General features: G+C 62.1%; 21 protein-coding genes. 7 read left to right on the forward strand and 14 right to left on the reverse strand.

Annotation, left to right across the window (positions count from 1 at the left end; genetic code table 11):
* Positions 1 to 42: 42 nt before the first annotated feature.
* The gene (locus BGO80_RS09960) at positions 43 to 333 is read left to right on the forward strand and encodes a 4a-hydroxytetrahydrobiopterin dehydratase (RefSeq protein ID WP_286721236.1); all 291 of its coding nucleotides are present in this window, start codon (positions 43 to 45) and stop codon (positions 331 to 333) included.
* Here BGO80_RS09960 and BGO80_RS09965 read toward each other — a convergent pair whose 3' ends face one another.
* The 3 genes from BGO80_RS09965 to BGO80_RS09975 are packed head-to-tail and all read right to left on the reverse strand — an operon-like array spanning position 334 to position 6,153.
* A complete protein-coding gene (locus BGO80_RS09965) occupies positions 334 to 3,792 on the reverse strand; it encodes an error-prone DNA polymerase (RefSeq protein WP_286721238.1) in 3,459 nt (1,152 codons plus the stop codon).
* Positions 3,789 to 5,459, reverse strand: a complete 1,671-nt coding sequence (locus tag BGO80_RS09970; RefSeq protein ID WP_286721240.1) for a Y-family DNA polymerase — start codon at positions 5,457 to 5,459, stop codon at positions 3,789 to 3,791. Before BGO80_RS09970 ends, BGO80_RS09965 begins: the two co-directional genes overlap by 4 nt.
* On the reverse strand, positions 5,347 to 6,153 hold the full coding sequence (locus BGO80_RS09975; RefSeq protein ID WP_286721242.1) for an ImuA family protein: 807 nt from the start codon (positions 6,151 to 6,153) through the stop codon (positions 5,347 to 5,349). The genes BGO80_RS09970 and BGO80_RS09975 overlap by 113 nt, the downstream gene beginning before the upstream one ends.
* 227 nt (positions 6,154 to 6,380) lie before the next feature.
* Here BGO80_RS09975 and BGO80_RS09980 point away from each other — a divergent pair, with 227 nt between their 5' ends.
* Complete coding sequence (locus tag BGO80_RS09980; protein WP_286721244.1) at positions 6,381 to 6,836, forward strand: tellurite resistance TerB family protein; 456 nt, start codon at positions 6,381 to 6,383, stop codon at positions 6,834 to 6,836.
* Here the strand turns inward: BGO80_RS09980 and BGO80_RS09985 are convergent.
* A complete protein-coding gene (locus tag BGO80_RS09985; protein ID WP_286721245.1) occupies positions 6,830 to 7,417 on the reverse strand; it encodes a hypothetical protein in 588 nt (195 codons plus the stop codon). The two genes, BGO80_RS09980 and BGO80_RS09985, sit on opposite strands and share 7 nt — an antisense overlap.
* 77 nt (positions 7,418 to 7,494) lie before the next feature.
* Between BGO80_RS09985 and BGO80_RS09990 the strand changes: the two genes are divergently transcribed.
* The gene (locus tag BGO80_RS09990) at positions 7,495 to 7,944 is read left to right on the forward strand and encodes a universal stress protein (protein ID WP_286721246.1); all 450 of its coding nucleotides are present in this window, start codon (positions 7,495 to 7,497) and stop codon (positions 7,942 to 7,944) included.
* A gap of 111 nt (positions 7,945 to 8,055) precedes the next feature.
* Positions 8,056 to 8,586 carry an inorganic diphosphatase gene (gene ppa, locus BGO80_RS09995; RefSeq protein ID WP_126150043.1) on the forward strand — a complete coding sequence of 177 codons (531 nt, stop codon included), beginning with the start codon at positions 8,056 to 8,058 and terminating at the stop codon, positions 8,584 to 8,586.
* A 159-nt stretch (positions 8,587 to 8,745) separates the two neighbouring features.
* Here the strand turns inward: ppa and rplS are convergent, their stop codons facing one another.
* From rplS to BGO80_RS10015, 4 genes are all read right to left on the reverse strand, one after another.
* Positions 8,746 to 9,294 carry a 50S ribosomal protein L19 gene (gene rplS / locus BGO80_RS10000; RefSeq protein WP_164550317.1) on the reverse strand — a complete coding sequence of 183 codons (549 nt, stop codon included), beginning with the start codon at positions 9,292 to 9,294 and terminating at the stop codon, positions 8,746 to 8,748.
* Positions 9,295 to 9,600: 306 nt separating this feature from the next.
* A complete protein-coding gene (gene trmD, locus BGO80_RS10005) occupies positions 9,601 to 10,293 on the reverse strand; it encodes a tRNA (guanosine(37)-N1)-methyltransferase TrmD (protein WP_126150044.1) in 693 nt (230 codons plus the stop codon).
* On the reverse strand, positions 10,290 to 10,829 hold the full coding sequence (gene rimM, locus BGO80_RS10010; protein ID WP_126150045.1) for a ribosome maturation factor RimM: 540 nt from the start codon (positions 10,827 to 10,829) through the stop codon (positions 10,290 to 10,292). The genes trmD and rimM overlap by 4 nt, the downstream gene beginning before the upstream one ends.
* 58 nt (positions 10,830 to 10,887) lie before the next feature.
* Positions 10,888 to 11,490: a DUF4893 domain-containing protein gene (locus tag BGO80_RS10015; protein WP_126150046.1), complete on the reverse strand. Its 603-nt coding sequence runs from the start codon at positions 11,488 to 11,490 to the stop codon at positions 10,888 to 10,890.
* 80 nt (positions 11,491 to 11,570) lie between these two features.
* On the opposite strand from BGO80_RS10015, the gene BGO80_RS10020 reads away from it, so the two are divergent.
* Positions 11,571 to 11,870, forward strand: coding sequence for a hypothetical protein (locus tag BGO80_RS10020; protein WP_126150047.1), 300 nt, complete (start codon positions 11,571 to 11,573; stop codon positions 11,868 to 11,870).
* 44 nt (positions 11,871 to 11,914) lie between these two features.
* Here BGO80_RS10020 and BGO80_RS10025 read toward each other — a convergent pair whose 3' ends face one another.
* The 3 genes from BGO80_RS10025 to BGO80_RS10035 all read right to left on the reverse strand — a co-directional run bounded on the left by BGO80_RS10025 (position 11,915) and on the right by BGO80_RS10035 (position 15,198).
* Positions 11,915 to 12,352 (reverse strand): metallopeptidase family protein, encoded by a 438-nt coding sequence (locus BGO80_RS10025; protein WP_286721250.1) that lies wholly within the window; start codon positions 12,350 to 12,352, stop codon positions 11,915 to 11,917.
* Positions 12,343 to 13,749, reverse strand: coding sequence for a 3-isopropylmalate dehydratase large subunit (leuC, locus tag BGO80_RS10030; RefSeq protein WP_126150049.1), 1,407 nt, complete (start codon positions 13,747 to 13,749; stop codon positions 12,343 to 12,345). The genes BGO80_RS10025 and leuC overlap by 10 nt, the downstream gene beginning before the upstream one ends.
* Before the next feature lie 93 nt (positions 13,750 to 13,842).
* Positions 13,843 to 15,198, reverse strand: a complete 1,356-nt coding sequence (locus BGO80_RS10035) for a lipopolysaccharide biosynthesis protein (RefSeq protein ID WP_286721253.1) — start codon at positions 15,196 to 15,198, stop codon at positions 13,843 to 13,845.
* A gap of 255 nt (positions 15,199 to 15,453) precedes the next feature.
* On the opposite strand from BGO80_RS10035, the gene BGO80_RS10040 reads away from it, so the two are divergent.
* A complete protein-coding gene (locus tag BGO80_RS10040; protein ID WP_286721255.1) occupies positions 15,454 to 16,266 on the forward strand; it encodes an exodeoxyribonuclease III in 813 nt (270 codons plus the stop codon).
* 20 nt (positions 16,267 to 16,286) lie between these two features.
* Here BGO80_RS10040 and BGO80_RS10045 read toward each other — a convergent pair whose 3' ends face one another.
* The 3 genes from BGO80_RS10045 to BGO80_RS10055 form a co-directional block, all read right to left on the reverse strand.
* Complete coding sequence (locus BGO80_RS10045) at positions 16,287 to 16,739, reverse strand: Crp/Fnr family transcriptional regulator (protein WP_286721257.1); 453 nt, start codon at positions 16,737 to 16,739, stop codon at positions 16,287 to 16,289.
* Positions 16,740 to 16,850: 111 nt separating this feature from the next.
* Positions 16,851 to 17,534, reverse strand: a complete 684-nt coding sequence (locus BGO80_RS10050; RefSeq protein WP_126150053.1) for a response regulator transcription factor — start codon at positions 17,532 to 17,534, stop codon at positions 16,851 to 16,853.
* Between the two features lie 227 nt (positions 17,535 to 17,761).
* The gene (locus BGO80_RS10055; RefSeq protein WP_126150054.1) at positions 17,762 to 18,454 is read right to left on the reverse strand and encodes a YggS family pyridoxal phosphate-dependent enzyme; all 693 of its coding nucleotides are present in this window, start codon (positions 18,452 to 18,454) and stop codon (positions 17,762 to 17,764) included.
* Positions 18,455 to 18,585: 131 nt separating this feature from the next.
* On the opposite strand from BGO80_RS10055, the gene leuS reads away from it, so the two are divergent.
* Positions 18,586 to 21,189 (forward strand): leucine--tRNA ligase, encoded by a 2,604-nt coding sequence (gene leuS / locus BGO80_RS10060; RefSeq protein ID WP_286721259.1) that lies wholly within the window; start codon positions 18,586 to 18,588, stop codon positions 21,187 to 21,189.
* The last annotated feature ends 1 nt before the right edge of the window (position 21,190 follow it).

Genomic DNA, 21,190 nt, shown 5'->3' on the forward strand with positions numbered 1-21,190 from the left:
GGATCGGACGATACCCGTTTCAAGGCATGGAGGAAATTACCAATGGTAGAAAGACTGAGCGATGCGGCGCGGCAGGCCGCGATGTTCCAACTGACGCAGTGGCAACTTGAAGAGCCGGCCGAAGCCATTGTGCGGCGCTTCAAGTTCAAGGATTTTTCCGAGGCTTTTGCCTTCATGACGCGGGTGGCACTGCTGGCCGACGCAGCCGGGCACCATCCCGAATGGTCCAATGTCTACAACAATGTCACCATTCGCCTGACCACCCATGATGCGCGCGGCTTGTCGGAAAAGGATATTGCACTGGCCCACCGGATCGACGCGCTGCTCGGCTGATCAGTGGAAATTACGCCCCCCAGGCAGGGCAGCATAGGCGCGCCGCCGCGCCAGCTCGATTTCGCGCAAGGCTTCGCGATTGCGACTTTCGGGCTGGTCCGGCCCGGATTTGCCCTCATCGGCCCGCGCCAGCACCGCCTCGCCTATATCTGTGCCATGAGCGAGATCGAGCAGATGCGGGGTCAGGTCCGCCATATCTTCGGCCACGACATGGATCACGCCATGGGCTGATTGCACCTTACCGCGCACCGCCAGCATACGGCTCGACAGCAAGATCTTGCGCAGCCGATCGTCCTTGAACAGTTTTGGCCAGACCACGATATTGGCCACCCCGGTTTCGTCCTCGAGCGTCACGAAGATCACCCCACTCGCCGTACCGGGGCGCTGGCGCACCAGAACCAGCCCGGAAACCTCGACCACGATATCGGGTGGCACCTGCGCCAGATTTTCCGCCCGCGTCGTGCCGCGCGCCATCAGCATGGGCCGTAAGAATTCAACCGGATGGCCCTTGAGCGAAAGCGAGAGGGTCGAATAGTCGTGGATCACCTCCTCGCCCGGCGCCATCAGCGGCAGCCCGGCGGGCGTCTCCGGCGCCGCGTCCACTGGCGGGCCGGCAGCGGCAAAGAGCGGAAGCGTTTCGGCGCCGTGGCTGCCCACCAGACCCTTGACCGCCCACAAAGCCTCGCGCCGATTGAGCCCCATCGAGGCAAAGCCATCGGCCCGCGCCAGCTTTTCGAGACTGGCAATAGGCACCCCGGTGCGCAACCACAGCTCGCGAATGGAAGTATAACCCGCACCACGCCGGGCGACGATGCGATTGATGTCGACCTCTGCCAGCCCCTCGACAAAGCGCAGGCCAAGCCGGATCGCCTTGTTCGAGAGGATATCGCCGGCCATTTCGGCATGTCGCGGCCAGATATGATCGGCTACCCGCCGCTTCGCATCAGCCTCCAGCACGCATTCGAGATCGGAGCGGTTCACATCCGCCTCCAGCACGGCAATCCCGTGCTCGCGCACATCGCGCACGATCTGGCTGGGCGCATAAAACCCCATGGGCTGCGAATTGAGCAGGGCGCAGGCAAACACATCTGGATAGTGGCATTTGAACCAGCACGAAGCATAGACGAGGAGCGCAAAGCTCGCGGCATGGCTCTCCGGAAAGCCATATTCGGCAAAGCCTTTGATTTGCGCAAAGCAGCGTTCGGCAAAATCGCGCTCATAGTGATTGCTGATCATGCCATCGATGAAGCGTTCCTGAAAAATGTCCATCTTTCCGGTCCGCCGCCAGGCAGCCATGGCACGCCGCAATTGGTCCGCCTCGCCCTGGGTAAAGCCCGCACCCTTGATAGCCATCTGCATGGCTTGTTCCTGAAACAGCGGAATACCGAGCGTTTCCTTCAGCACCTCGTCCAAGGCATCACCGGGCTTGGGTGCCCAATATTCGGTACCGTCGCGCCGCTTGAGATAAGGATGAACCATTCCGCCCTGAATAGGTCCTGGTCGGACGATCGCAACCTCGATGACGAGGTCGTAAAACTTTGAAGGCCGTAAGCGCGGCAGCATGGTCATCTGCGCGCGGCTCTCAATCTGGAAAACACCCAGGGTGTCAGCGCGATGCGTCATGGCATAGACGCGCGATTTTTCCATCGGCCCCTCGCCCGTCTCCTCGGCCAGAAGGTCTACAAGCTCGTAACGCTTGTCATAGTGGACATGAAGCAATTCGAATGCCCGACGCAGACAAGACAGCATGCCCAGAGCGAGCACATCGACCTTCAGAATGTTCAAGGCGTCAATATCATCCTTGTTCCACTCGATGATTGATCGGCTATCCATGGCTGACTGACCAATGGGTACGAGGCTCTCGAGCGAATCGCGCGTGATGACGAAGCCGCCGACATGCTGGCTAAGATGCCGTGGAAAGCCGCGCAAAACCTTGATGACCTCGAACATCTGCGCCATGACCGGGTCATCGGGATTGAGGCCAATCCCCCTGAGCTGGCCAAGATCGAGCTTACTGCCCCAGCCCCAGTGCAGTTGGGAAAATGCTGAGACCACGTCGTCGGAAACCCCGAACGCCTTGGCCGCCTCCCTGATGGCGCTTTTCGAGCGATAGGAGATGACATTGGCCGTCAACCCGGTGCGTCGCCCGCCATACTTCTGATAAATATACTGCATCACCTCTTCGCGCCGCTCGTGCTCGAAATCGACGTCGATATCGGGAGCTTCGTCGCGCTCGGTAGAAATGAAGCGGCCAAAAACCAGTGTGCGCTTGGTGGGGTCGACTTCTGTAATACCCAGACAGAAACAAACCGCCGAATTGGCTGCGGAACCGCGCCCCTGGCACATGATCTTACGCTCATAGCGCGCATAGGCGACGATATCGTGGACGGTCAGAAAGTAAGCGGCATAGCCCTTATAGGCGATGAGGCAAAGCTCGGTCCAAAGACTGCGGTTGATGGCATCGCTCACCCCTCCCGGATATCGTTTTGCCGCCCCCTCCCAGGTCAGGCGCTCCAGCGTCTGCTGTGCGGTTTCCCCATTGCCGATGGTCTCTTCGGGATAGTTATATTTGAGATCGCTGAGACAAAAGCCGATGCGCCCAATGAAAACCTGCGTCTGGGCGATGGCATCTGCGTGTTCGGCGAAAAGTCGGGCCATTTCTTCAGGGAGCTTCAGGCACCGCTCGGCATTGGCGGCCAGGTGAAAGCCGGCCTCTTCGAGCGTCAGATGCTCGCGGATGCAGGTGACCACATCGAGCACGATACTGCGATCGGGCCGATGATAGCGCGCGTCATTGCTGGCGAGCATCGCCGCACCATGTCGCTTGCCCAGGGCGGCGACGCGGTTGAGCCGAGCACGGTCCCGCCCATCAAAGCGCGGCACCCCGGCCACCCAGACCCGGCCAGGCGCGGCGCGACTCAACTGGTCCAGGGTCTTTTCGGTGAGACCCCAGTCGGTTTCATCGGGCATGAGGATGAAGAGCTGGCCCTGCGAGAAATCCTCGATCGGCCCCTGCTCACTGTCGGATACAGGAGCACTGGCGCCGAAGAGATCGCTCAACAACAGTTTCGGATTGCCCTTTTCGCCGCGCTTATTGCCGATGGTAAGCAGCTTGCAGAGCCGCCCATAGGCCACCCGGTCGGTTGGATAGGCGATGATATCGGGCGTGCCGTCGGCAAAGACCAGACGCACGCCGACGAGATAGCGAAAACCGCGACTGCGCTCCTTGTTGTCCCGCGCCGTCACATAGCCACGCACCACCCCGGCAAAGCTATTGCGGTCGCAAACGCCCAGCGCCGTCATTCCCATGGCCATGGCATGGGCCACCAGTTCCTCGGGATGCGAGCCGCCGCGCAGGAAGGAGAAATTGGTGGTGGTGACCAATTCGGCATAATAGGGCGGCGCCAGCACGATAGGCGGCGGCACGATCTCGGATTGGGTTTCGGGCACCTCGCTCATGCGAAGACCCCATGCAGATACCAGGCCGGCTGTTTTTCACCGCTATAAAAGCCCTGTCGGAACACCCAATAGCGATGTCCCTCCTGATCCTCGACCAGGTAATAATCGCGCGTTCCGGCATCGGGCAAAAACAGTTGCAGGTCCGGGACATAAGGCGGCGGCTCCGACGGTTCTCCCGGCTCCTGTTCTTGCGGTTTGGGTGGCGCGACCAACTCCAGCCGCTGCCCGGTTCGCCACCATTCGGCACCCAGACGCTCGGGGCCCTCCCCCTTGATCAGCCGATACGTCTGGCCCCGCCACTCCATGCGCGCCGGCAGTCCATCGGGCACCTCGGCCATCACGCGGATGGGCTCGGGCCTGGGCAGGAGCCGCAGCGGCCGCGGCAAAAGCGGCGCCTCCAGCCGCGTCTCACCTGCGGCCAGCGCCGGGACCAGCCGCACAGCCCGCTCCGGGACATGGGAGGCGACCGGGACCGATTTGAGCACCGCCATGGCGCCGAGCCGGCTCGCCAACCTGTCATTGAGCCGGTCGATATCCTCGAGCCCGTTTTCTGTCGAAAAGGCTCCCGTCTGCAGCGCCTCGAGCCGCTCGGTGCTGGAGGCGGCCAGCCGCACCATGTCGATGCCGAAACCAGCATCATATTCGCCTTCGAGCCGCTGCGCCCGATGACGAAACAGCTCCGTGATATGGGCGGGGTCGCGGGTGACCCGCGCCGCATTGAGCGACAGGGTCATGACCTTGTGGTCGACCCGATAGACAAAAAGATGAAAGGCCTGGGCGCCGACCCCCGCCGCTTCGAGGTCTTGCGCCAATTGCACGCTGAGGTCGGCCGTCACCCGTAGCACATCGTCGAGAAGACTGATCGGTTCGGCCAGACGCCGTTCCGCCATATGCTCGGCAAGCGGCAGGCGCGGGGTCAGCTTTTCATCGATCACCCCAAAGGCCTGATCGATGCGGGTGAGCAGAGACAGCCCAAACCGGGCCTGCAGCGGCTTGCGCGGGCGCTGGCGCAATTGCCCGATCGTTGCGAGCCCCATCTGGCCGAGATCGGCGATCTGCTTGTCGCTGAGGCGCAGGCCATGGACCGGAAGGGCATCGAGCACGCTCTCCAGCATTTCCGGCACCACGATCTGGCTGCGGGCGAAATGGCTCACCGCCCAGGCTGCACCGATGGTTGGTGCGATGGCACCGGCCACGCGATAGCCCAGATCACGCAGGCGCTTGAGCAGCAGGCGCAGCATTTTTGCTTCGCCCCCGAACAGGTGATCAACCCCGGTAATATCAAGCACCAGATCGCCGAAAGCGCTCATGTCGCTCAATACCGATACCAGCGGGCTGGCATTGGAATGCCAATCGGCAAAGGCGGCGAAAGCCGCGACCAGTAGGGGCCGGTCGATCTCCTCGACCACCATATCCGGCTTGATTGCCCTGGCATCGGCCAGGTTCTGCCCGACCCGCAGACCCTCGCGGCTCAGCTGCGGATCGAGTGCGGCCAACCGCAAGCCGCCCTTGATGTGTTCATAAAGCGCCAGCGGCTTATCCCTGAGCTGGGGATCAGCCCGCTTGCGATAGTCGGTGGCCCAGAACGGTAGGTGGAGAACCAGGAAACGGCGTGCCGGCAGGCTGCCGGAGAGAAGGCTTGGGCTGGGGGATGACTGCAAAACCATTTTTCGTCCATTCCAGCACCCATTCGGTGCGATTGCCGGCAATGCGACCCTTTTCGAGCTCGAGGGACCAGCGCGCCGGCCCGGGCGCGCGATCGTCAAAGGCCTGGCGACCACTGCGCGCGGCGCGCAGATGCCAGCGCAAATGGCTGGCACTGCTGGCCCTGCCATGGCCGTAGCGCAGCATGAACAGCGACACATTGCTGTTGGCCGCCCGCAGGCTGAGGCGCCGGCTGGCGGTGAAATTGAGCAGTTTCGGCTCACCCCTGATATCGGCGATGACAGCGGCCACCGCCCGGCAGGAGGCGACCTCTTCTGCTGCCCACAAAAATTCGGTCATGTCGCCAGTGCGCACGATCACCAATTGCGCCGCATCCACCCCGGCCCAATTGAGACCCGGACCATAGGGCACGCCCATTTTCTGGGCGTCTTCGCCCTGCTGCAGGTAGAAAACGACTGGCCGACGCGGTGTCACAAGCCCCTTGGCCTGGGCCAGCGCAAAGCCGAGGCTGGCGCCACCATCGCGCAGATCATCGGCAAACACTTCCTGCACCAGGCCCCCGCCCAGAGCCGGGAACACATCACCTTGCACCGCGTCAGGCCGGCGAACCGCCTCGGCCAAGGCCGGCTTGCGCTCGATATCGGCAATGACGTCCCGCAACGCGGCGAGGCGCTGATGGTGAGCCTGGATCTGCATGATGACTGCTCAAGTGAACAAAACAAGAACATTTAGACTCCGAATCCGAGAGGAGTCGAGTCCCTTTTTCACGCGCCCGGTGTGGCGCAAGCGCATCAGCTTCCCGCAAGAGCGCGTGAGCGCACCCGCAGCCCATTGAGCCGTCATCGCTTCTGGCTAAGTCTTTACCAGCCGGTCTCCGGCGTTTCCCATCCGATTCTCGTGCCGATTTCTATGGAGACCCGCCTATGTTCGAGGCCCTGACGCGCCTGTTCGGAAAGGCCGAAGCCCAGCTCGACCCCAGCGATCCGCGCCTGGCCGTGGCGGCCCTGCTGGTGCATCTGGCCGGCGTCGATGGCAGCATGAAGGAAGAGGAGCGCAAGGCCATCCGTGGCGCGCTGATGGATCACTATGATCTCGATGAGACCAACGTCGACCAGCTGATCAAGGAAGCCGCGGCCCGCGACGCCGAAGCGGTGGATTTCTATAAGTTCACCAGCGGGTTGACCCAGCTGGAGATGCAGGACCGGGTCGAGATCATCCGCATGATGTGGAGCGTGGTCTTTGCCGACAGCAAGAACCACGAGCTCGAGGACAATATGGTCTGGCGGGTGGCCGAGCTGATCGGCGTCTCCAGCCGCGACCGCACCGTGCTGCGCAACCAGATGCGCGGCAAGGCGGCGGCAGAAACCAGCGATCAATAAGCGGTAAAGTCCCCGATCACTTCGGGTTCTTCATTGTCGCAATCAAAGCTGCCGGCCTTGTCGGCGGCCTGACGCGCCAGGTCATTGGCGTTCTTGTTGGCCAGCGCATCCACATAAGCGATGTGGCAGGAATTGCCCTCGGCGATCTGGCTGACCACCAGCACCTGCCCCTTGTCCTCGCCGGTTTCCACATCGGCGGTGAAATAGCGCACGATGGTGGCTATGGGCATCCAGCGCCCCGAGGCATTGGACAGCCGCCATTCGAGCTTGTTGCCCAGATGGTTGAACGGCGGCAGCGTCTGGAATCCCACGCTATTGGCATCGGGATTGAAGCCATAATTCAGCGAAAAGCGCAGATCGCCTTCCTGCACCCGCAACGGAAAGCCCTTATAGCCCGGGCAGGCCCAACTGGCGCCGAAATCGTCGGCCTCGAGCACAAGACACTGATCGAGGTCGAGATCGGTATAGGCGCTGGTAAAGCCTGATTGCCCAAGCGCCGGCGTGCCCAAGCACAAGGCCCCGGCGACAAGAGCAATGCCGCCCAGAACCGCGCGAATATCGACAAATGCGCCTGCTGCCATAGGATGTCTCCCGATGATCCAGATCAACTCGTCACCGACTTGATCCGGTTAATGTGCAAAAAACAAGGAGAGGACCCATGTTCAAGACCCTGCTGATTGCCACCGACGGATCCGAACTGGCGGCCAAGGCGCTTGATGCCGCCATCGAGCTCGCCAAGCTGCACGGCTCGAGCCTCATCATCCTGACCACCACCGATCCGGTGGGCACCAGCATCGGTGCCGGTGGGTTCGGCGCCATCGACGCCGCCCCCATCATTGCCCGACTGGATGAGACCTATACAGCCGAAGCCAAAAAGCTGCTCGATGCAGCCAAGACCCTGGCCGGCGAGCATGGTATCCCGGCCGAAACCGTGCACGTACCGCACCAGCGCCCGGCCGACGGTATCATCGACACCGCAAAAGCCCGCAATGTCGACACCATCATCATGGGATCGCATGGCCGGCGTGGCCTGGGACGGCTGATTCTGGGCAGCCAGGCCGCCGAAGTCCTCGCCCGCTCTGACGTGCCGGTTCTGGTGGTGAAATAACCCATCGGCTCACGCAGGACCGGTGCGGCGGATTTGCGGCTTGCCTTGGGGGCGGAATTTCGGGCAGAACCAGCCGCGAATTTCCGTCCTCCTCCTACGGCAGCAAGACACATGAATATCGACGCCATCCCCACCGGCAAGAACCCACCCGACGACCTCAATGTCATCATCGAGGTCCCCTTGGGGGGCGAGCCGATCAAGTACGAGATCGACAAGGATAGCGGCGCCCTGTTCGTCGACCGTTTCCTCTATACGCCGATGCGCTATCCCGGCAATTACGGCTTCGTCCCGCACACCCTGTGCGGCGACGGCGATCCGCTCGACGTTATCGTGATGAATTCCCGCCCGCTGGTGCCCGGTGCCGTGGTGCGCTCGCGCCCGGTCGGCGTCTTGTTCATGGAAGACGATGGTGGCCAGGACGAGAAAATTATCGCCGTGCCCGTCAGCAAGCTGACGCGCATGTATGACAACATCCAGGACGTCACCGACCTGCCCGAAATCCAGCTCGAGCGCGTCAAGCACTTCTTCACCCATTACAAGGATCTCGAGCCCGGCAAGTGGGCCAAGATCGACCGGATCGGCAATCTTGCCGATGCCCGCGCCGTGATTCTCAAATCCATCGAAATGGCCCAAAAGGGCTAAGAGGCTTCAAGCCTTGGAGAAAGAAGGGCGGAACCACAGGGTTTCGCCCTTTTTCTTTGCGCGGCCTATGTCGGTGCAGCGGCAAATGCTTCACGTGAATCAGGGCAAACAAAAAGCCCGGCACGATGGCCGGGCTTTTCGAATAGAGGCGCGCAGAGCTTATTCGCTCTTGGCGTCGCCTTCGGCCGGGGCGGCTTCGGCAGCGGCGGCAGCTGCTGCTGCGGCTTCCGCGTCCTTGGCGGCCTGCTCGGCGGCAAAGGCCTCGGCTGCAGCGATCTTTTCAGCTTCGCGGGCATCCTTGGCAGCCTGTGCGGCTTCACGCTCGGAGGCTTCGATCTTCTTGGTGCGCGAATTGGTCGATTCGAAAATACGAGCCGACTTACCGCGACGGTCGCGCAGGTAGTAGAGCTTGGCGCGACGCACCTTACCGCGCTTGATCACTTCGACCGAAGCGATGTTGGGGGAGTGAATGGGGAACACGCGTTCCACGCCTTCACCATAAGAAATCTTGCGGACGGTGAAGCTTTCCATGATGCCGGCGCCGGAGCGGGCAATCACGACGCCTTCATAGGCCTGCAGACGTTCCTTGTCGCCTTCGCGGATCTTGACCCAGACCTTGACGGTATCGCCATGGGTAAATTCGGGAAGTTCGCGCTTGGCGACGAGCTCGGCAACGTGCTCGGCATTGAGCTGTTCGATGATGTTCATTTTCGATCCGTTCGATCTTTTCATAGGAGCGACTTTTTTGAGGTTTTCTCAAACCCCGTCGCCCGGTCTTGGTTGGTAACGGAAGGCAGTCTTCTTGGTCTTGTCGCGCACCGGCTCCGAAACGCCCGGTACACGAGATGGGCGGCTCATAGGGGATTTCTGCCCCAGAGTCTAGGGCTTTTGGGCTTCCCCGCCCGACCATTGTGTCGTCACCACCCGTCTTGACCCGGTGGCCAACCTTCGGCCTTGGCAAGTGAGCAAATGGATTGCCCGGTCAAGCCGGGCAATGACGACGCAAGCAAAGCGTCAGCGCCCGCTTCGGTTCAGCAGGTCCGGCCGCCTCGCCTTGGTCAGCGCCAGGGACTGCTCGTGCCGCCACTTGGCGATCTTGCCATGGTCTCCCGAGGTCAATACCGCCGGAATGTCCTGCCCTTCAAAGCTCTGCGGCCGCGTATAGTGCGGATATTCGAGCAGGCCATTTTCAAAGCTCTCCTCGTCGCGGCTGTCGAGCGCACCGAGCACGCCGGGAATGAGCCGCACCACAGCCTCCAGCAGCACCATGGCCGCCACTTCTCCCCCGGCCAGCACATAGTCGCCAATGGAGATTTCCTCCAACTGGCGGTTATCGATGACGCGCTGGTCTACGCCCTCGAAGCGGCCGCAAATGATGACGGCACCGGGACCCACGGCCAGCTCATGCGCGCGGGCCTGGGTCAGCGGCTTGCCGCGCGGCGACATCAGGATGCGCGGGCGTAGATCACCAACGGGCGCAACGGTATCGATGGCCCTGGCCAGAATATCAGGTTTCAGCACCATTCCGGCGCCACCGCCCGAGGGCGTGTCGTCGACAGTGCGGTGGCGGTCCCCGGCAAAGTCGCGCAATTGGGTGGCGCGCAGCGACCACAGACCCTCATTGAGGCCACGGCCCAGCACAGAAGCGCCCAAGGGCCCCGGAAACAGTTCGGGGAACAGGGTGATGATCTCGGCGGAAAAACTCAATCGGGCTCTTCCTCGCCGGGATCGGCATCGAGCGGCGGCGCAATGGTGAGATAGCCATCGGCGATGCGAATGGTCGGGACGACCGCCTTGGTGAAGGGGAACAGGAACGTGTCGCCCGAGCGCGGATCGCGCACTTCAATGAGATCGCCGGCCCCAAAATTCGGCAGCGCCACCACTTCCCCGATGCTGACCCCGGTTTCCTCCAGCCGTGCGTCGAGCCCGATCAGGTCGGCATGGTAGAAATCGTCCTCGTCCTCATGCTCGGGCAGGCGGTCGCGATCGATATAGAGCCCGACACCATTGAGCAGTTCGGCCGCATTGCGGTCGCGCACCCCCTTGAGACGGGCAATGAGCACCGTCTTGTTGAGGCGAGCGGTTTCAATGGTGATGGTGAGCCCGGCCCGATCGGTGTGGAGCGGACCATAGGAGGCGATCGCCTCGGGATCCTGGGTATGGGAGGTGATGCGTACCTCGCCCTTGATACCGTGGGCAGCGCCGATCGTGCCCAGAAGAATGCGGTTGGAATTGTCTGCCATGACCTGCCTTCGCGTTTCCATCTGGCTCATATCAGGCCGGCGCGCGCACGCAAATGGGTCAATCCTTGCGCACCAGTTCAATGACGTCATGCGTGGATTCGTAGCGCGGATAAGGCAGCTCCAGCCGATAACGCTTCGCAGTCTTGTCGGGCACGCGATAGATGCAGCCCACCTGGTCGCGATCGGCATCGGCGCCATAGGCAATGGGCTGTTCATCCCCGTAATACAGCGCGCCCCAATAGAACACCGCTGTTTCCGCCGATTGCAGCCTGCCGGAAAAGCGCTGCGATACGGTAATTTTGTCGATACGGGTGCCGCCCTTGGAAATCCGGCAGTCGAAATAGGGATAGACCACCAGCGGCGAAATGGCGCCGCCGAGCTTGACGGTGCGGCAGAGATAGTCGCCATCGGCAATGGCGTCGATATAGCCGTCGCCCTGGGCAAACAGCGCATGCACATCGACCCGCTCGTTATAGGACGGTGCGATCAGCGTTTCGGCCAGGCCCTGGCTGCGCGAGCGGAAGAAATCCACCATCCGCTCCTGATCATTTTCGGAAAGCGTCACCCCATCCGGCACGGTGCAAGCCAGTGCCGAAAGGGGTTGCAGGGCCAGCACTGCCGCCAGCAGCAATGCGGCGCCTGATTTCAGACAATTGGACATGGCGGAGCCCCTTGTTCCAGATCAAGGAACCTTGCACGCCCATGGTGCTTTCTCAAGGACACTCGACCTGGAGGTTCATGATGTCCCAGATACTCACCGATCGCGAAGCCATCCGCCAATGGGTGATCGCCCGCGGCGGCAATCCCGTGCTGATGGATGTTCCTGACGGCAGCAAGAGCCGCACGGTGCTGCAACTCTCCTTCGGCCAGGACATTCTCAATGCCGATGCCAACGAAGGCCCCGACCGGGTCGGCGGTTTCCAACTGGTGAGCTGGGAAGAATGGTTCGCCGCGCTTGAAGCCGGCAAGCTGGCGCTGATGGTCTCGGACGATCCGTCCGGCGGCAATGAGGCCGAATATAATTTCGTCGAACGGGACTAGCGCTAAACGCGATCGGGCGAGGGAGCGACCGCTACAACTAGCCGTCAGCCCTCGTCTTCCAGATCCGCCTGGGCCTCGATGGCTTCCATATCCTCATCGGAATAGCCGAAATGGTGCCCGAGTTCGTGGATGAGAACATGGGTGACGATGTCGCCCAGCGTATCCTCGTCATGCTCGGCCCAATAGTCGAGGATGGCCCGCCGATAGAGAAACACCGTATTGGGAAACTGACCGGTATGCGGCACGGCGCCGTCATGGGTCATGCCGATGCCGGTAAACAGCCCCATCAATTCGAACGGGCTCTCCATGCCGAAATGGGCGATGATATCGTCCTCGGCAAATTCGGCCACCGAGCAGGTGACTTCGGCACTCAGTGACTTGAAAGGCTCTGGCAGGGCCGCAAGCGCCGCGCTGGCCAGAGCCTCGATGTCATCGAGGGTCGGGGCATGAAACCCCGACCAATCCAAACCCTTTAGCGCCACTCGCGAATATCGACGAAGTGGCCGGCAATGGCGGCTGCGGCGGCCATGGCGGGGGAAACGAGGTGCGTGCGGCCCTTAAAGCCCTGGCGTCCCTCGAAATTGCGGTTGGACGTCGAGGCACAACGCTCCTCGGGCTTCAGCTTGTCCGGGTTCATGGCCAGGCACATCGAGCAACCGGGCTCGCGCCATTCGAAACCGGCAGTCTTGAACACCACGTCGAGACCCTCGGCTTCGGCCTGTTCCTTGACGAGACCGGAACCGGGCACGACCATGGCCGACACGTGCGATGCCACCTTGCGGTCGCCGATCACGGCGGCAGCGGCGCGCAGATCTTCAATGCGGCCATTGGTGCAGGAGCCGATGAACACCTTGTCGAGCTTGATGTCGGTGATCGGGGTGCCGGGCTTGAGCCCCATATAGTCGAGGGCACGCCACTTGGAGCTGCGCTTGTTCTCGTCCTGGATTTCGTCCGGATTGGGCACAACACCCTGCACCGAAATCACGTCCTCGGGCGAAGAGCCCCAGGACACGATGGGCGGCAGCTTGGCAGCGTCGAGCACCACCACCTTGTCGTAATGGGCGCCTTCGTCGGTGAACAGCGTCTTCCAGTAGTCGACGGCCATGTCGAAGGCTTCGCCCTTGGGCGCGCGCGGACGATCCCTAACATAGGCGAAGGTCTTTTCGTCGGGCGCAATCAAGCCGGCGCGCGCGCCGCCTTCGATGGTCATGTTGCAGACCGTCATGCGGCCTTCCATCGACAGCGAGCGAATGGCCTCGCCGGCGAACTCGATGACGTGGCCATTGCCGCCGGCCGTGCCGATTTCGCCGATGATGGCGAGAATGATATCCTTGGCAGTAACGCCAGGGGGCAGCTGGCCATCCACACGCACGAGCATGTTCTTGGCCTTCTGCTGGATCAGCGTCTGGGTGGCCAGAACGTGTTCCACTTCCGAAGTGCCGATGCCGTGGGCCAGGGCGCCGAACGCGCCATGGGTCGAGGTGTGGCTGTCGCCGCAGACGATGGTCATGCCCGGCAGGGTAAAGCCTTGTTCAGGGCCGACAATGTGCACGATGCCCTGACGCTTGTCGAAGGGGTCGTAATATTCGATGCCGAAATCGCGCGTATTCTCGGCCAGGGTCTCGATCTGGATGGCGCTTTCCGGATCGGGATTGGGCAGGGAACGATCGGTGGTGGGCACATTGTGGTCGACCACGGCGAGCGTGCGCTCGGGATGGCGCACCTTGCGGCCATTAAGGCGCAGGCCCTCGAAGGCCTGCGGGCTGGTGACTTCGTGCACCAGGTGCCGGTCGATATAGATCAGGCTGGTGCCGTCCTCGTTGTTCTGGACCAGATGGTCGTCCCAGATCTTGTCATAGAGCGTGCGGGCCTTGGTCATGTCGATCTTCCGAGGGGGCATGAATGAAAGTTTGGAGTGGTTCTAAGCCCAAGCCGAAAAACGGTCAAGCACAACCGTACTCTTGGGTACGGTTCACGCCTGTCGGCTGGCATTGAGCCGCGACAGGGCGAAAATACCCAGCAGGCTGGTGTCGAGCCCGATGCGGTAGCGGCACCACAGGGCAATGGCGATCTGGGCGAGGATGCGCCCGCCCATATTGACCGCCGCTGCACCGACGACGCCCCAGATCGGGATAACGAGGATTTGCACCAGAAAACCCAGCCCCATAATGGCGCCGAAAATGGCGACATAAGCCCGCTCATGGCCCGTCATCATCATGACGATCTTCGAAGGACCAGTCGCGGCGTCGAACAACAGACCCGTGGCCAACAGCACCAGCACCAGCGCGCCACCGGCATAATCAGGCCCGAACATCGACAGGATCGGCCCGCCGAACAACACGAATCCCGCAAAGATGACCAGTGAAAACAGAAAGCCCGCCCAGGAGCACAGTGCGGTGATGGCCTGGGCCTTGCGCATTGAACCGGCATGATAATGCTCGGCCACCATCGGCGCGATGACCAGCTCGATGGCGAATGTAAACAGTGTCATCAATCCGGCGGTGCGGAAGGCGTTGAAGTAGAGCCCCGAGCTTTCGAGGTCGAGCATCAGCCCCACCAGGATCACATCGGCATTGAGCGTTGCGGTTTCGATGAGCGCGCCCAGCAAAAGCCAGCGGCTGAGCCCGCCCCATTCGCGCCAATGGCGGCGCACCGGGGCAATCGCCGGCATGATGGCGTAATTCTGGCGCCGCGCCGCAGCCATCTGCAGCACCAGCGCGCCGAGCAGCAGCGCGGCCGACAGGGCCAGGGCGTCAGGCCCGCTCAGTACAATGCCAACGGAGAAAAGAACAAGCACAGCGCCGGGCAGCGCCAGACGCCAGAGAATGTCGCGCGGCAACAAAGCCGTCCACAACGACCCCTGCGCGCGTAGCACCGAGGAATTGTATTCAGCCAGCGCCAGCGGCAAGAGGATGATCGCAGCGGCATAGAAATGGTTGACCGTCATGCGCGCCGGCAGGAATGGCAGGCTGATGACGGTGAGAATGCACAGCACCACAGCGACGACTAGGCTTGCCCCAATGGTAATGGCCGAGCCGGCGGCGACGGCATCCCTGGCCTTCTGCTCATCGCCCTGCCCCCGATATTGTGCCCAGAGCCGCAGTATGGCGGTCGGCTGACCGGCCCCGGCCAGGATGGCGAGCACAGTCGCCAGCGCCAGGCCGAAGGCGAAATGACCATATTCGCTGACCGTTTGCGTGCGCGAGAGCACCACATAAGTGAGATAGGTGAGGCCGGCCGTGGCCACCTTGATGCCCAGTGACCCCACCGACCGCCACAGGCCTGTGTGGAGCAATGCCCGCAGGTCGCTCGGTATGGTGAGCCGCATCGATAAGCCTCAAAAGCCGCGCAGACGCTTGCGCGGGAGCCTCAATCTGGCATGGCGTCTCTCAAGAACCCCTTACCGTGCGGCCCTTTGCGATGACAAAACCGTCAGCGACGATGTGTTTTGTCGACGCCAGCAGTGACCCATGCTGCCAGTCGGCGTCAGCAGCAGTCACCAGCACGCCATTTCCGGCTTTACCCCCGGGCCCGGCTTGGCGATAACAACGCCGCCCATCGTCGCGACTCACCCGGAACCGCCATGACCCAGTCCATCGTCACCTGGAACATCAATTCGGTTCGCCTGCGCCTGCCGATGGTGCTGGATTTTCTCGCGCAATATCAGCCCGACGTGCTGATGCTGCAGGAGATCAAGTGCACCAATGACCAGTTTCCGCGCAACGCCTTCATCGAGGCCGGCTATCCGCATATGGCCGTGCATGGGCAGAAGGGCTATCACGGCGTCGCCATTGTTTCGAAATTCCCGCTGATCGACATTTCGAGCCGGGTTTTCTTCGACATCCCGGAATCGCGCCACATCTCGGCGCTGGTCGATCTGGGGCATGGGCCTTTTACCCTTCACAACTTCTACATTCCGGCCGGCGGCGACGAGCCCGATCCCGAGATCAACCCCAAGTTCAAGCACAAGCTGGGCTTCCTCGACGAACTCAAGACCTGGTTCTCCGAGCCGGTTTTCCAGCGCGGCCATCTCATTGCCGGCGACTTCAACATCGCCCCGCATGAGAACGACGTCTGGAGCCACAAGCAGTTGCTCAAGATCGTCAGCCACACGCCCCAGGAAACCGAGCGTCTCGATGCCCTGCTCTCGGGCGGGCACGGCTGGGTGGATCTGGTGCGCAAGCACATTCCCTACGACCAGAAGCTTTATTCCTGGTGGAGCTATCGCAGCGCCAATTGGGAGCTGGCCAATAAGGGCCGCCGTCTCGACCATATCTGGTCCACTGCCGACGTGGCGGCGCACTCGATCGGTGCCGAAATCATCAAACCGGCCCGCGGCTGGACCGACAAGCCCTCAGACCATGTGCCAGTGATCGCTCGTTTCGTGAAGCCTTAGCGACGGGGAGCAGGCGCCTCTCAGGCGCCCTTCATCTTGCGCCGGAGCGGCTCGAGGGCGTGCATGTAGCGGCCCAGATCCTGCTCGATGCGCTGGGCGGCCCGCTGCGCCAATTCAGGATATTGCCGTAATAGCTTGAGAAAAGCGCTGCGCGGCACGAACAGCAATTCGCAATCTGTCACGGCCGTAAAGGTGACCGGGCGCGGCTTGTCTAGGATAAGCGCGGTGGGCGAGATGACGCTGCCCGGTTCGCTGAGGGCATAGGGCTTGCCGGCCTCGGCCCCCTCATGGCGCGCCTTGACCGTGCCATCCATCAGCACATAGGCGCCCTGCGGCACGTCGCCGGCGCGATAGATGACGTCATCGGCGTCGAAATGCTGGCGGTCGCCGGCAAAACCCAGCATGCGCCGCTGCTCGTCGTCGCAGATGTCGAAGAAATCGGCCTGGGACAAGACCCCGGCCGCGTCATCCATTCTCATGTGCCCCAGACCCGGATGCAAGACCGCCTGCCAGGATGGCAGGCGGAAGATCTGGTTAACCTATAGGGGAGTTCGCGACGGGATTGAACTCCCTTGTCCACCCAATCAGGGGACAAGCCGATAGCCGCCATCCTCGGTCACGAGCAGGCGCGCATTGGAAGGGTCGCGCTCGATCTTTTGGCGCAGCCGATAGATGTGAGTTTCCAGCGTATGGGTGGTCACGCGGTTGTTGTAGCCCCAGACCTCCTTGAGCAGCACGTCGCGCGTGATGGTCTTCGGACCCTGGCGATAAAGGAATTTGAGGATCGAGGTTTCCTTGTCGGTCAGGCGCACCTTGATGCCGTCATTGGTCTCGAGCACCTTGGCGGCGGGCTGGAAATGATACTGACCGATGGTGAAGACCGCATCCTCGCTCTGATCATGCTGGCGGAGCGCCGCATTGATGCGGGCGAGCAGGACCGGATAACGGAACGGTTTGGTCAGGTAATCATTGGCCCCAGCCTCGAGACCCTTGATCTCGTCGGCTTCGGTGTCGTGACCGGTCAGCATCAGCACCGGGCTCTTATAGCCCTCCTGACGCATCAGCTTCACCGCTTCGCGGCCATCCATATCAGGCAGGCCGACATCGAGGATGGTCAGCTCGATATTGGTGTCGCGCAAGACCTTGAGCGCATCATTGGCGGTGCCCGCCTGCAGGATGTCAAAGGAAGGCTCGCCCTGAAGCTGCTCCACCAGGGTCTGGCGCAGATCCGCGTCGTCGTCCACGACTAGGATGCGTCGCTTGTTCATTGAGGTCTCCGGTCTCTTCGGTCAGCGCCGACCAAGGTCACATCATTGCGACCTGTTTTTGGCCAGCCAATCACAACGGTGTTACAACTGCCAGCAACGCGGCAAGAACCGGAATAGTTGCATTTGCTGCTTTCCGAACGCTGCAAATGCGTCAAGGCGTGATCGATCCAAAGACCAGGCGCCGTGACTTCGGCAACCAGTGATTTACTACAGTAAGGCGGAGGGCTTTACGCTGGCTCAGGCGTGAAGCGGCGGCCGAAAAGCGCCGAACCGACGCGCACATGGGTGGCCCCCATGGCAATGGCCGTTTCGAAATCCCCGCTCATGCCCATGGAGAGTTTTTCGACAGCGCAATCCCTGGCCAGTTGCACGAGATGGGCAAAATAGGGACCGGGCGGCTGTCCATCGGGCGGAATGCACATCAGCCCCACGACATTCAGACCGTAGTCACTGCGACAGCGTCCCACGAAATCCGCGGTCTCGCTGACGGCAATGCCGGCCTTCTGTTCCTCGCCGCCGATATTCACCTGGACGAAACAGGGTAGCCGCCGGCCGGTGCGCGCCATTTCCTCACCCAGCGCCTTGGCGAGCTTGTCACGATCCACCGTTTCGATCACATCGAACAGCGCCACCGCCTCGCGCACCTTGTTGGTCTGCAGCGGGCCGATGAGGTGCAGGCTAAGACCGGGGAACTCCGCCCGCAGCCCCGGCCACTTTTCCTTGGCCTCCTGCACCCTGTTCTCGCCGAAGACCAATTGTCCGGCCACAAGAAACGGCCGCACCTGATCGGCAGGAAAGGTCTTGGACACGGCCACCAGTTCGACCGATTCGGGCGGCGGGCCGAAGCGGCGCCGTGCCTTTTCGATGCGGCCTTTGATGTAGTCGAGCGCCTGGGAGGCGCCAGCAGCAGTCTCTGCCATAACGCGGCCCCGTCTCTGTTGACCTGGTAGGGGTTTTCTGATGATGGTCCGGTAGCCAAAATCCCCAATAAACGCAAGCCGCGCCGCCTTTTGCGCGCTGGCCCTGCGTCAATCTTGTAAGGACGAGACAAGTGAGCGGCGAACGCTACAATCCGCGCGAAAGCGAACCGAAATGGCAGAAGGTCTGGGACGACGCCAAGACCTTCGTCACCGCCAATGACGATCCGCGCGAGCCCTACTACGTCCTCGAGATGTTTCCCTACCCCTCTGGCCGCATCCATATGGGCCATGTGCGCAACTACGCCATGGGCGATGTGGTCGCCCGTTATTATCGCGCCCGCGGCCGCAATGTGTTGCATCCCATGGGCTGGGACGCCTTCGGCCTGCCGGCCGAAAATGCCGCCATCGAGCGCAAGACCCATCCGGGCACCTGGACCTATTCCAATATCGAGGCGATGAAGAAGCAGCTGAAATCGATGGGCCTGTCCATCGACTGGACGCGCGAAATCGCCACCTGCTCGCCCGACTATTACCAGCATCAACAGGCCCTGTTCCTCGACATGCTGGCAGCCGGACTGGTCACCCGCAAGAGTTCCAAGGTCAATTGGGATCCGGTCGACATGACCGTCTTGGCCAATGAGCAGGTTATCGACGGCAAGGGCTGGCGCTCTGGCGCGGTGGTGGAGCAGCGCGAGCTGACCCAGTGGTTCTTCAAGATCTCCGATTTCGCCGAGGATCTGCTCGAGGCGCTCGATACCCTGACCGAATGGCCCGAAAAGGTGCGCATCATGCAGCGCAACTGGATCGGCAAATCCGAGGGCCTGCGCCTGCTGTTCGAGATCGAGCCCAACAACAAGACCAATGCCAATTCGGTCGAGGTGTTCACCACCCGTCCCGACACCATTTTTGGTGCCTCCTTCCTTGCCCTCTCCCCCGACCACAAGCTGACCGCGGCGCTGGCGGCCCACAATGCCGAACTGGCCGAATTCGTCGCCGAATTCCGTCGCCAGGGCACGGCCACCGAAACGCTGGAGAAGGCCGAGAAGAAGGGCGTCTTTACCGGGATTCACGTGAAACACCCGGTGATCGAGGGCGCCACCCTGCCCGTCTACGTCGCCAATTTCGTGCTGATGGATTATGGCACCGGCGCCGTGTTCGGCTGTCCGGCTCATGACCAGCGCGATCTCGACTTTGCCCGCAAATACGGCCTGCCAGTCAAGCCGGTGGTGCTGCCGACAGATGCCGATCCCGCAAGCTTCACCATCGGCGATGAAGCCTATGTTGACGCTGGCAACATTTTCAATTCCGGTTTCCTCGATGGCCTCTCCATCGACGCCGCCAAGACCCGCATCGCCGAGTACTTTGGCGCGCGCCAGGTCGATGGCCAGGTGCAGGGCAAGGTGGAAGTCAACTACCGCCTGCGCGACTGGGGCATTTCCCGCCAGCGCTATTGGGGCTGCCCGATCCCGGTCATCCATTGCGAGGTCTGCGGCACCCTGCCAGTGCCCAAGAAGGACCTGCCGGTGGTGTTGCCCGAGGATGTGAGCTTCGACAAGCCGGGCAATGCGCTTGACCATCACCCGACCTGGAAGCATGTCGATTGTCCGCAATGCGGCGGCCCCGCACGGCGCGAAACCGACACCATGGATACTTTTGTTGACTCCTCCTGGTATTTCGCCCGCTTCACCGCCCCCGATGCCGCGACCCCGACCGTTCCGGCCATCGCCAATCGCTGGCTGCCGGTGGACCAATATATCGGCGGCGTCGAGCACGCGATCCTGCACCTGCTCTATTCGCGCTTCTTCACCCGGGCGATGAAGGCCACCGGCCATGTCGGGCTCGACGAGCCGTTCAAGGGGCTCTTCACCCAGGGCATGGTGACGCACGAAACCTATAAGAGCACCGAAGGCGCCTGGGTCCCGCCCACCGAGATCGTCATTGAAGCCAATGGCGATCAGCGCACTGCCCGTCATGCTGAAACCGGCGCGCCGATCAGCATCGGCTCGGTGGAAAAGATGAGCAAGTCCAAGAAGAACGTCGTCGATCCCGACGAGATCGTGGGCACCTATGGCGCCGATACCGCGCGCTGGTTCATGCTCTCGGACTCGCCGCCGGAACGCGACGTGCAATGGACCGAATCGGGCGTCGAAGGCGCCGGCCGCTTCCAGCAGCGCGTCTGGCGGCTGGTCAACGACCTCGCCGACCTGCCCGCGCCTGCTGCCAATGCGGATGATGACAAGTCCGCGCTGGCCCTGCGCCGCAGTACCCATCGCGCCGTGGCCGGCGTGGCCCAGGATATCGAGGGCCTGCGCTTCAACCGCGCCGTGGCGCAGATTTATGAGCTGACCAACGCCCTCGCCAAGGGTCGCGACACCGCCACCGGCCCGGCCGCCCAGGCCGCCTTGCGTGAAGGCGTCGAGCGCCTGGTGCAGCTGATCAGCCCGATGATGCCGCATCTGGCGGAAAGCTGCTGGGAGATTCTGGGCAAGTCCGGCCTTGTCGCCGACGCCGCCTGGCCCGAAGTCGATCCGGCAATGCTGGTCGACGACGAAGTGGTCCTGCCTGTCCAGATCAACGGCAAGCGTCGCGCCGAAATCGCCGTGGCCAAGGGCATGGCTGCCGGGGAGGTGGAAGCCTTGGTGCTCGCCCTAGAGGCCGTGCAGAAGGCGCTCGAGGGCAAGACGCCCAAAAAGATCGTTGTGGTGCAGGACCGCATCGTCAACATCGTGGTCTAGG

Origin of the sequence: Devosia sp. 63-57 (assembly GCF_001899045.1) — a bacterium.
GTDB classification, from domain to species: Bacteria; Pseudomonadota; Alphaproteobacteria; order Rhizobiales; family Devosiaceae; genus Devosia; species Devosia equisanguinis.

Excerpts from the sequence above, each read along its gene's own strand:
- BGO80_RS09960 (WP_286721236.1), top strand. The coding sequence starts at position 43 with ATGGTAGAAAGACTGAGCGATGCGGCGCGGCAGGCCGCGATGTTCCAA.
- BGO80_RS09965 (WP_286721238.1), bottom strand. The coding sequence starts at position 3,792 with ATGAGCGAGGTGCCCGAAACCCAATCCGAGATCGTGCCGCCGCCTATC.
- BGO80_RS09970 (WP_286721240.1), bottom strand. The coding sequence starts at position 5,459 with ATGGTTTTGCAGTCATCCCCCAGCCCAAGCCTTCTCTCCGGCAGCCTG.
- BGO80_RS09975 (WP_286721242.1), bottom strand. The coding sequence starts at position 6,153 with ATGCAGATCCAGGCTCACCATCAGCGCCTCGCCGCGTTGCGGGACGTC.
- BGO80_RS09980 (WP_286721244.1), top strand. The coding sequence starts at position 6,381 with ATGTTCGAGGCCCTGACGCGCCTGTTCGGAAAGGCCGAAGCCCAGCTC.
- BGO80_RS09985 (WP_286721245.1), bottom strand. The coding sequence starts at position 7,417 with ATGGCAGCAGGCGCATTTGTCGATATTCGCGCGGTTCTGGGCGGCATT.
- BGO80_RS09990 (WP_286721246.1), top strand. The coding sequence starts at position 7,495 with ATGTTCAAGACCCTGCTGATTGCCACCGACGGATCCGAACTGGCGGCC.
- ppa (WP_126150043.1), top strand. The coding sequence starts at position 8,056 with ATGAATATCGACGCCATCCCCACCGGCAAGAACCCACCCGACGACCTC.
- rplS (WP_164550317.1), bottom strand. The coding sequence starts at position 9,294 with ATGAACATCATCGAACAGCTCAATGCCGAGCACGTTGCCGAGCTCGTC.
- rimM (WP_126150045.1), bottom strand. The coding sequence starts at position 10,829 with ATGGCAGACAATTCCAACCGCATTCTTCTGGGCACGATCGGCGCTGCC.
- BGO80_RS10015 (WP_126150046.1), bottom strand. The coding sequence starts at position 11,490 with ATGTCCAATTGTCTGAAATCAGGCGCCGCATTGCTGCTGGCGGCAGTG.
- BGO80_RS10020 (WP_126150047.1), top strand. The coding sequence starts at position 11,571 with ATGTCCCAGATACTCACCGATCGCGAAGCCATCCGCCAATGGGTGATC.
- leuC (WP_126150049.1), bottom strand. The coding sequence starts at position 13,749 with ATGACCAAGGCCCGCACGCTCTATGACAAGATCTGGGACGACCATCTG.
- BGO80_RS10035 (WP_286721253.1), bottom strand. The coding sequence starts at position 15,198 with ATGCGGCTCACCATACCGAGCGACCTGCGGGCATTGCTCCACACAGGC.
- BGO80_RS10040 (WP_286721255.1), top strand. The coding sequence starts at position 15,454 with ATGACCCAGTCCATCGTCACCTGGAACATCAATTCGGTTCGCCTGCGC.
- BGO80_RS10045 (WP_286721257.1), bottom strand. The coding sequence starts at position 16,739 with ATGGATGACGCGGCCGGGGTCTTGTCCCAGGCCGATTTCTTCGACATC.
- BGO80_RS10050 (WP_126150053.1), bottom strand. The coding sequence starts at position 17,534 with ATGAACAAGCGACGCATCCTAGTCGTGGACGACGACGCGGATCTGCGC.
- BGO80_RS10055 (WP_126150054.1), bottom strand. The coding sequence starts at position 18,454 with ATGGCAGAGACTGCTGCTGGCGCCTCCCAGGCGCTCGACTACATCAAA.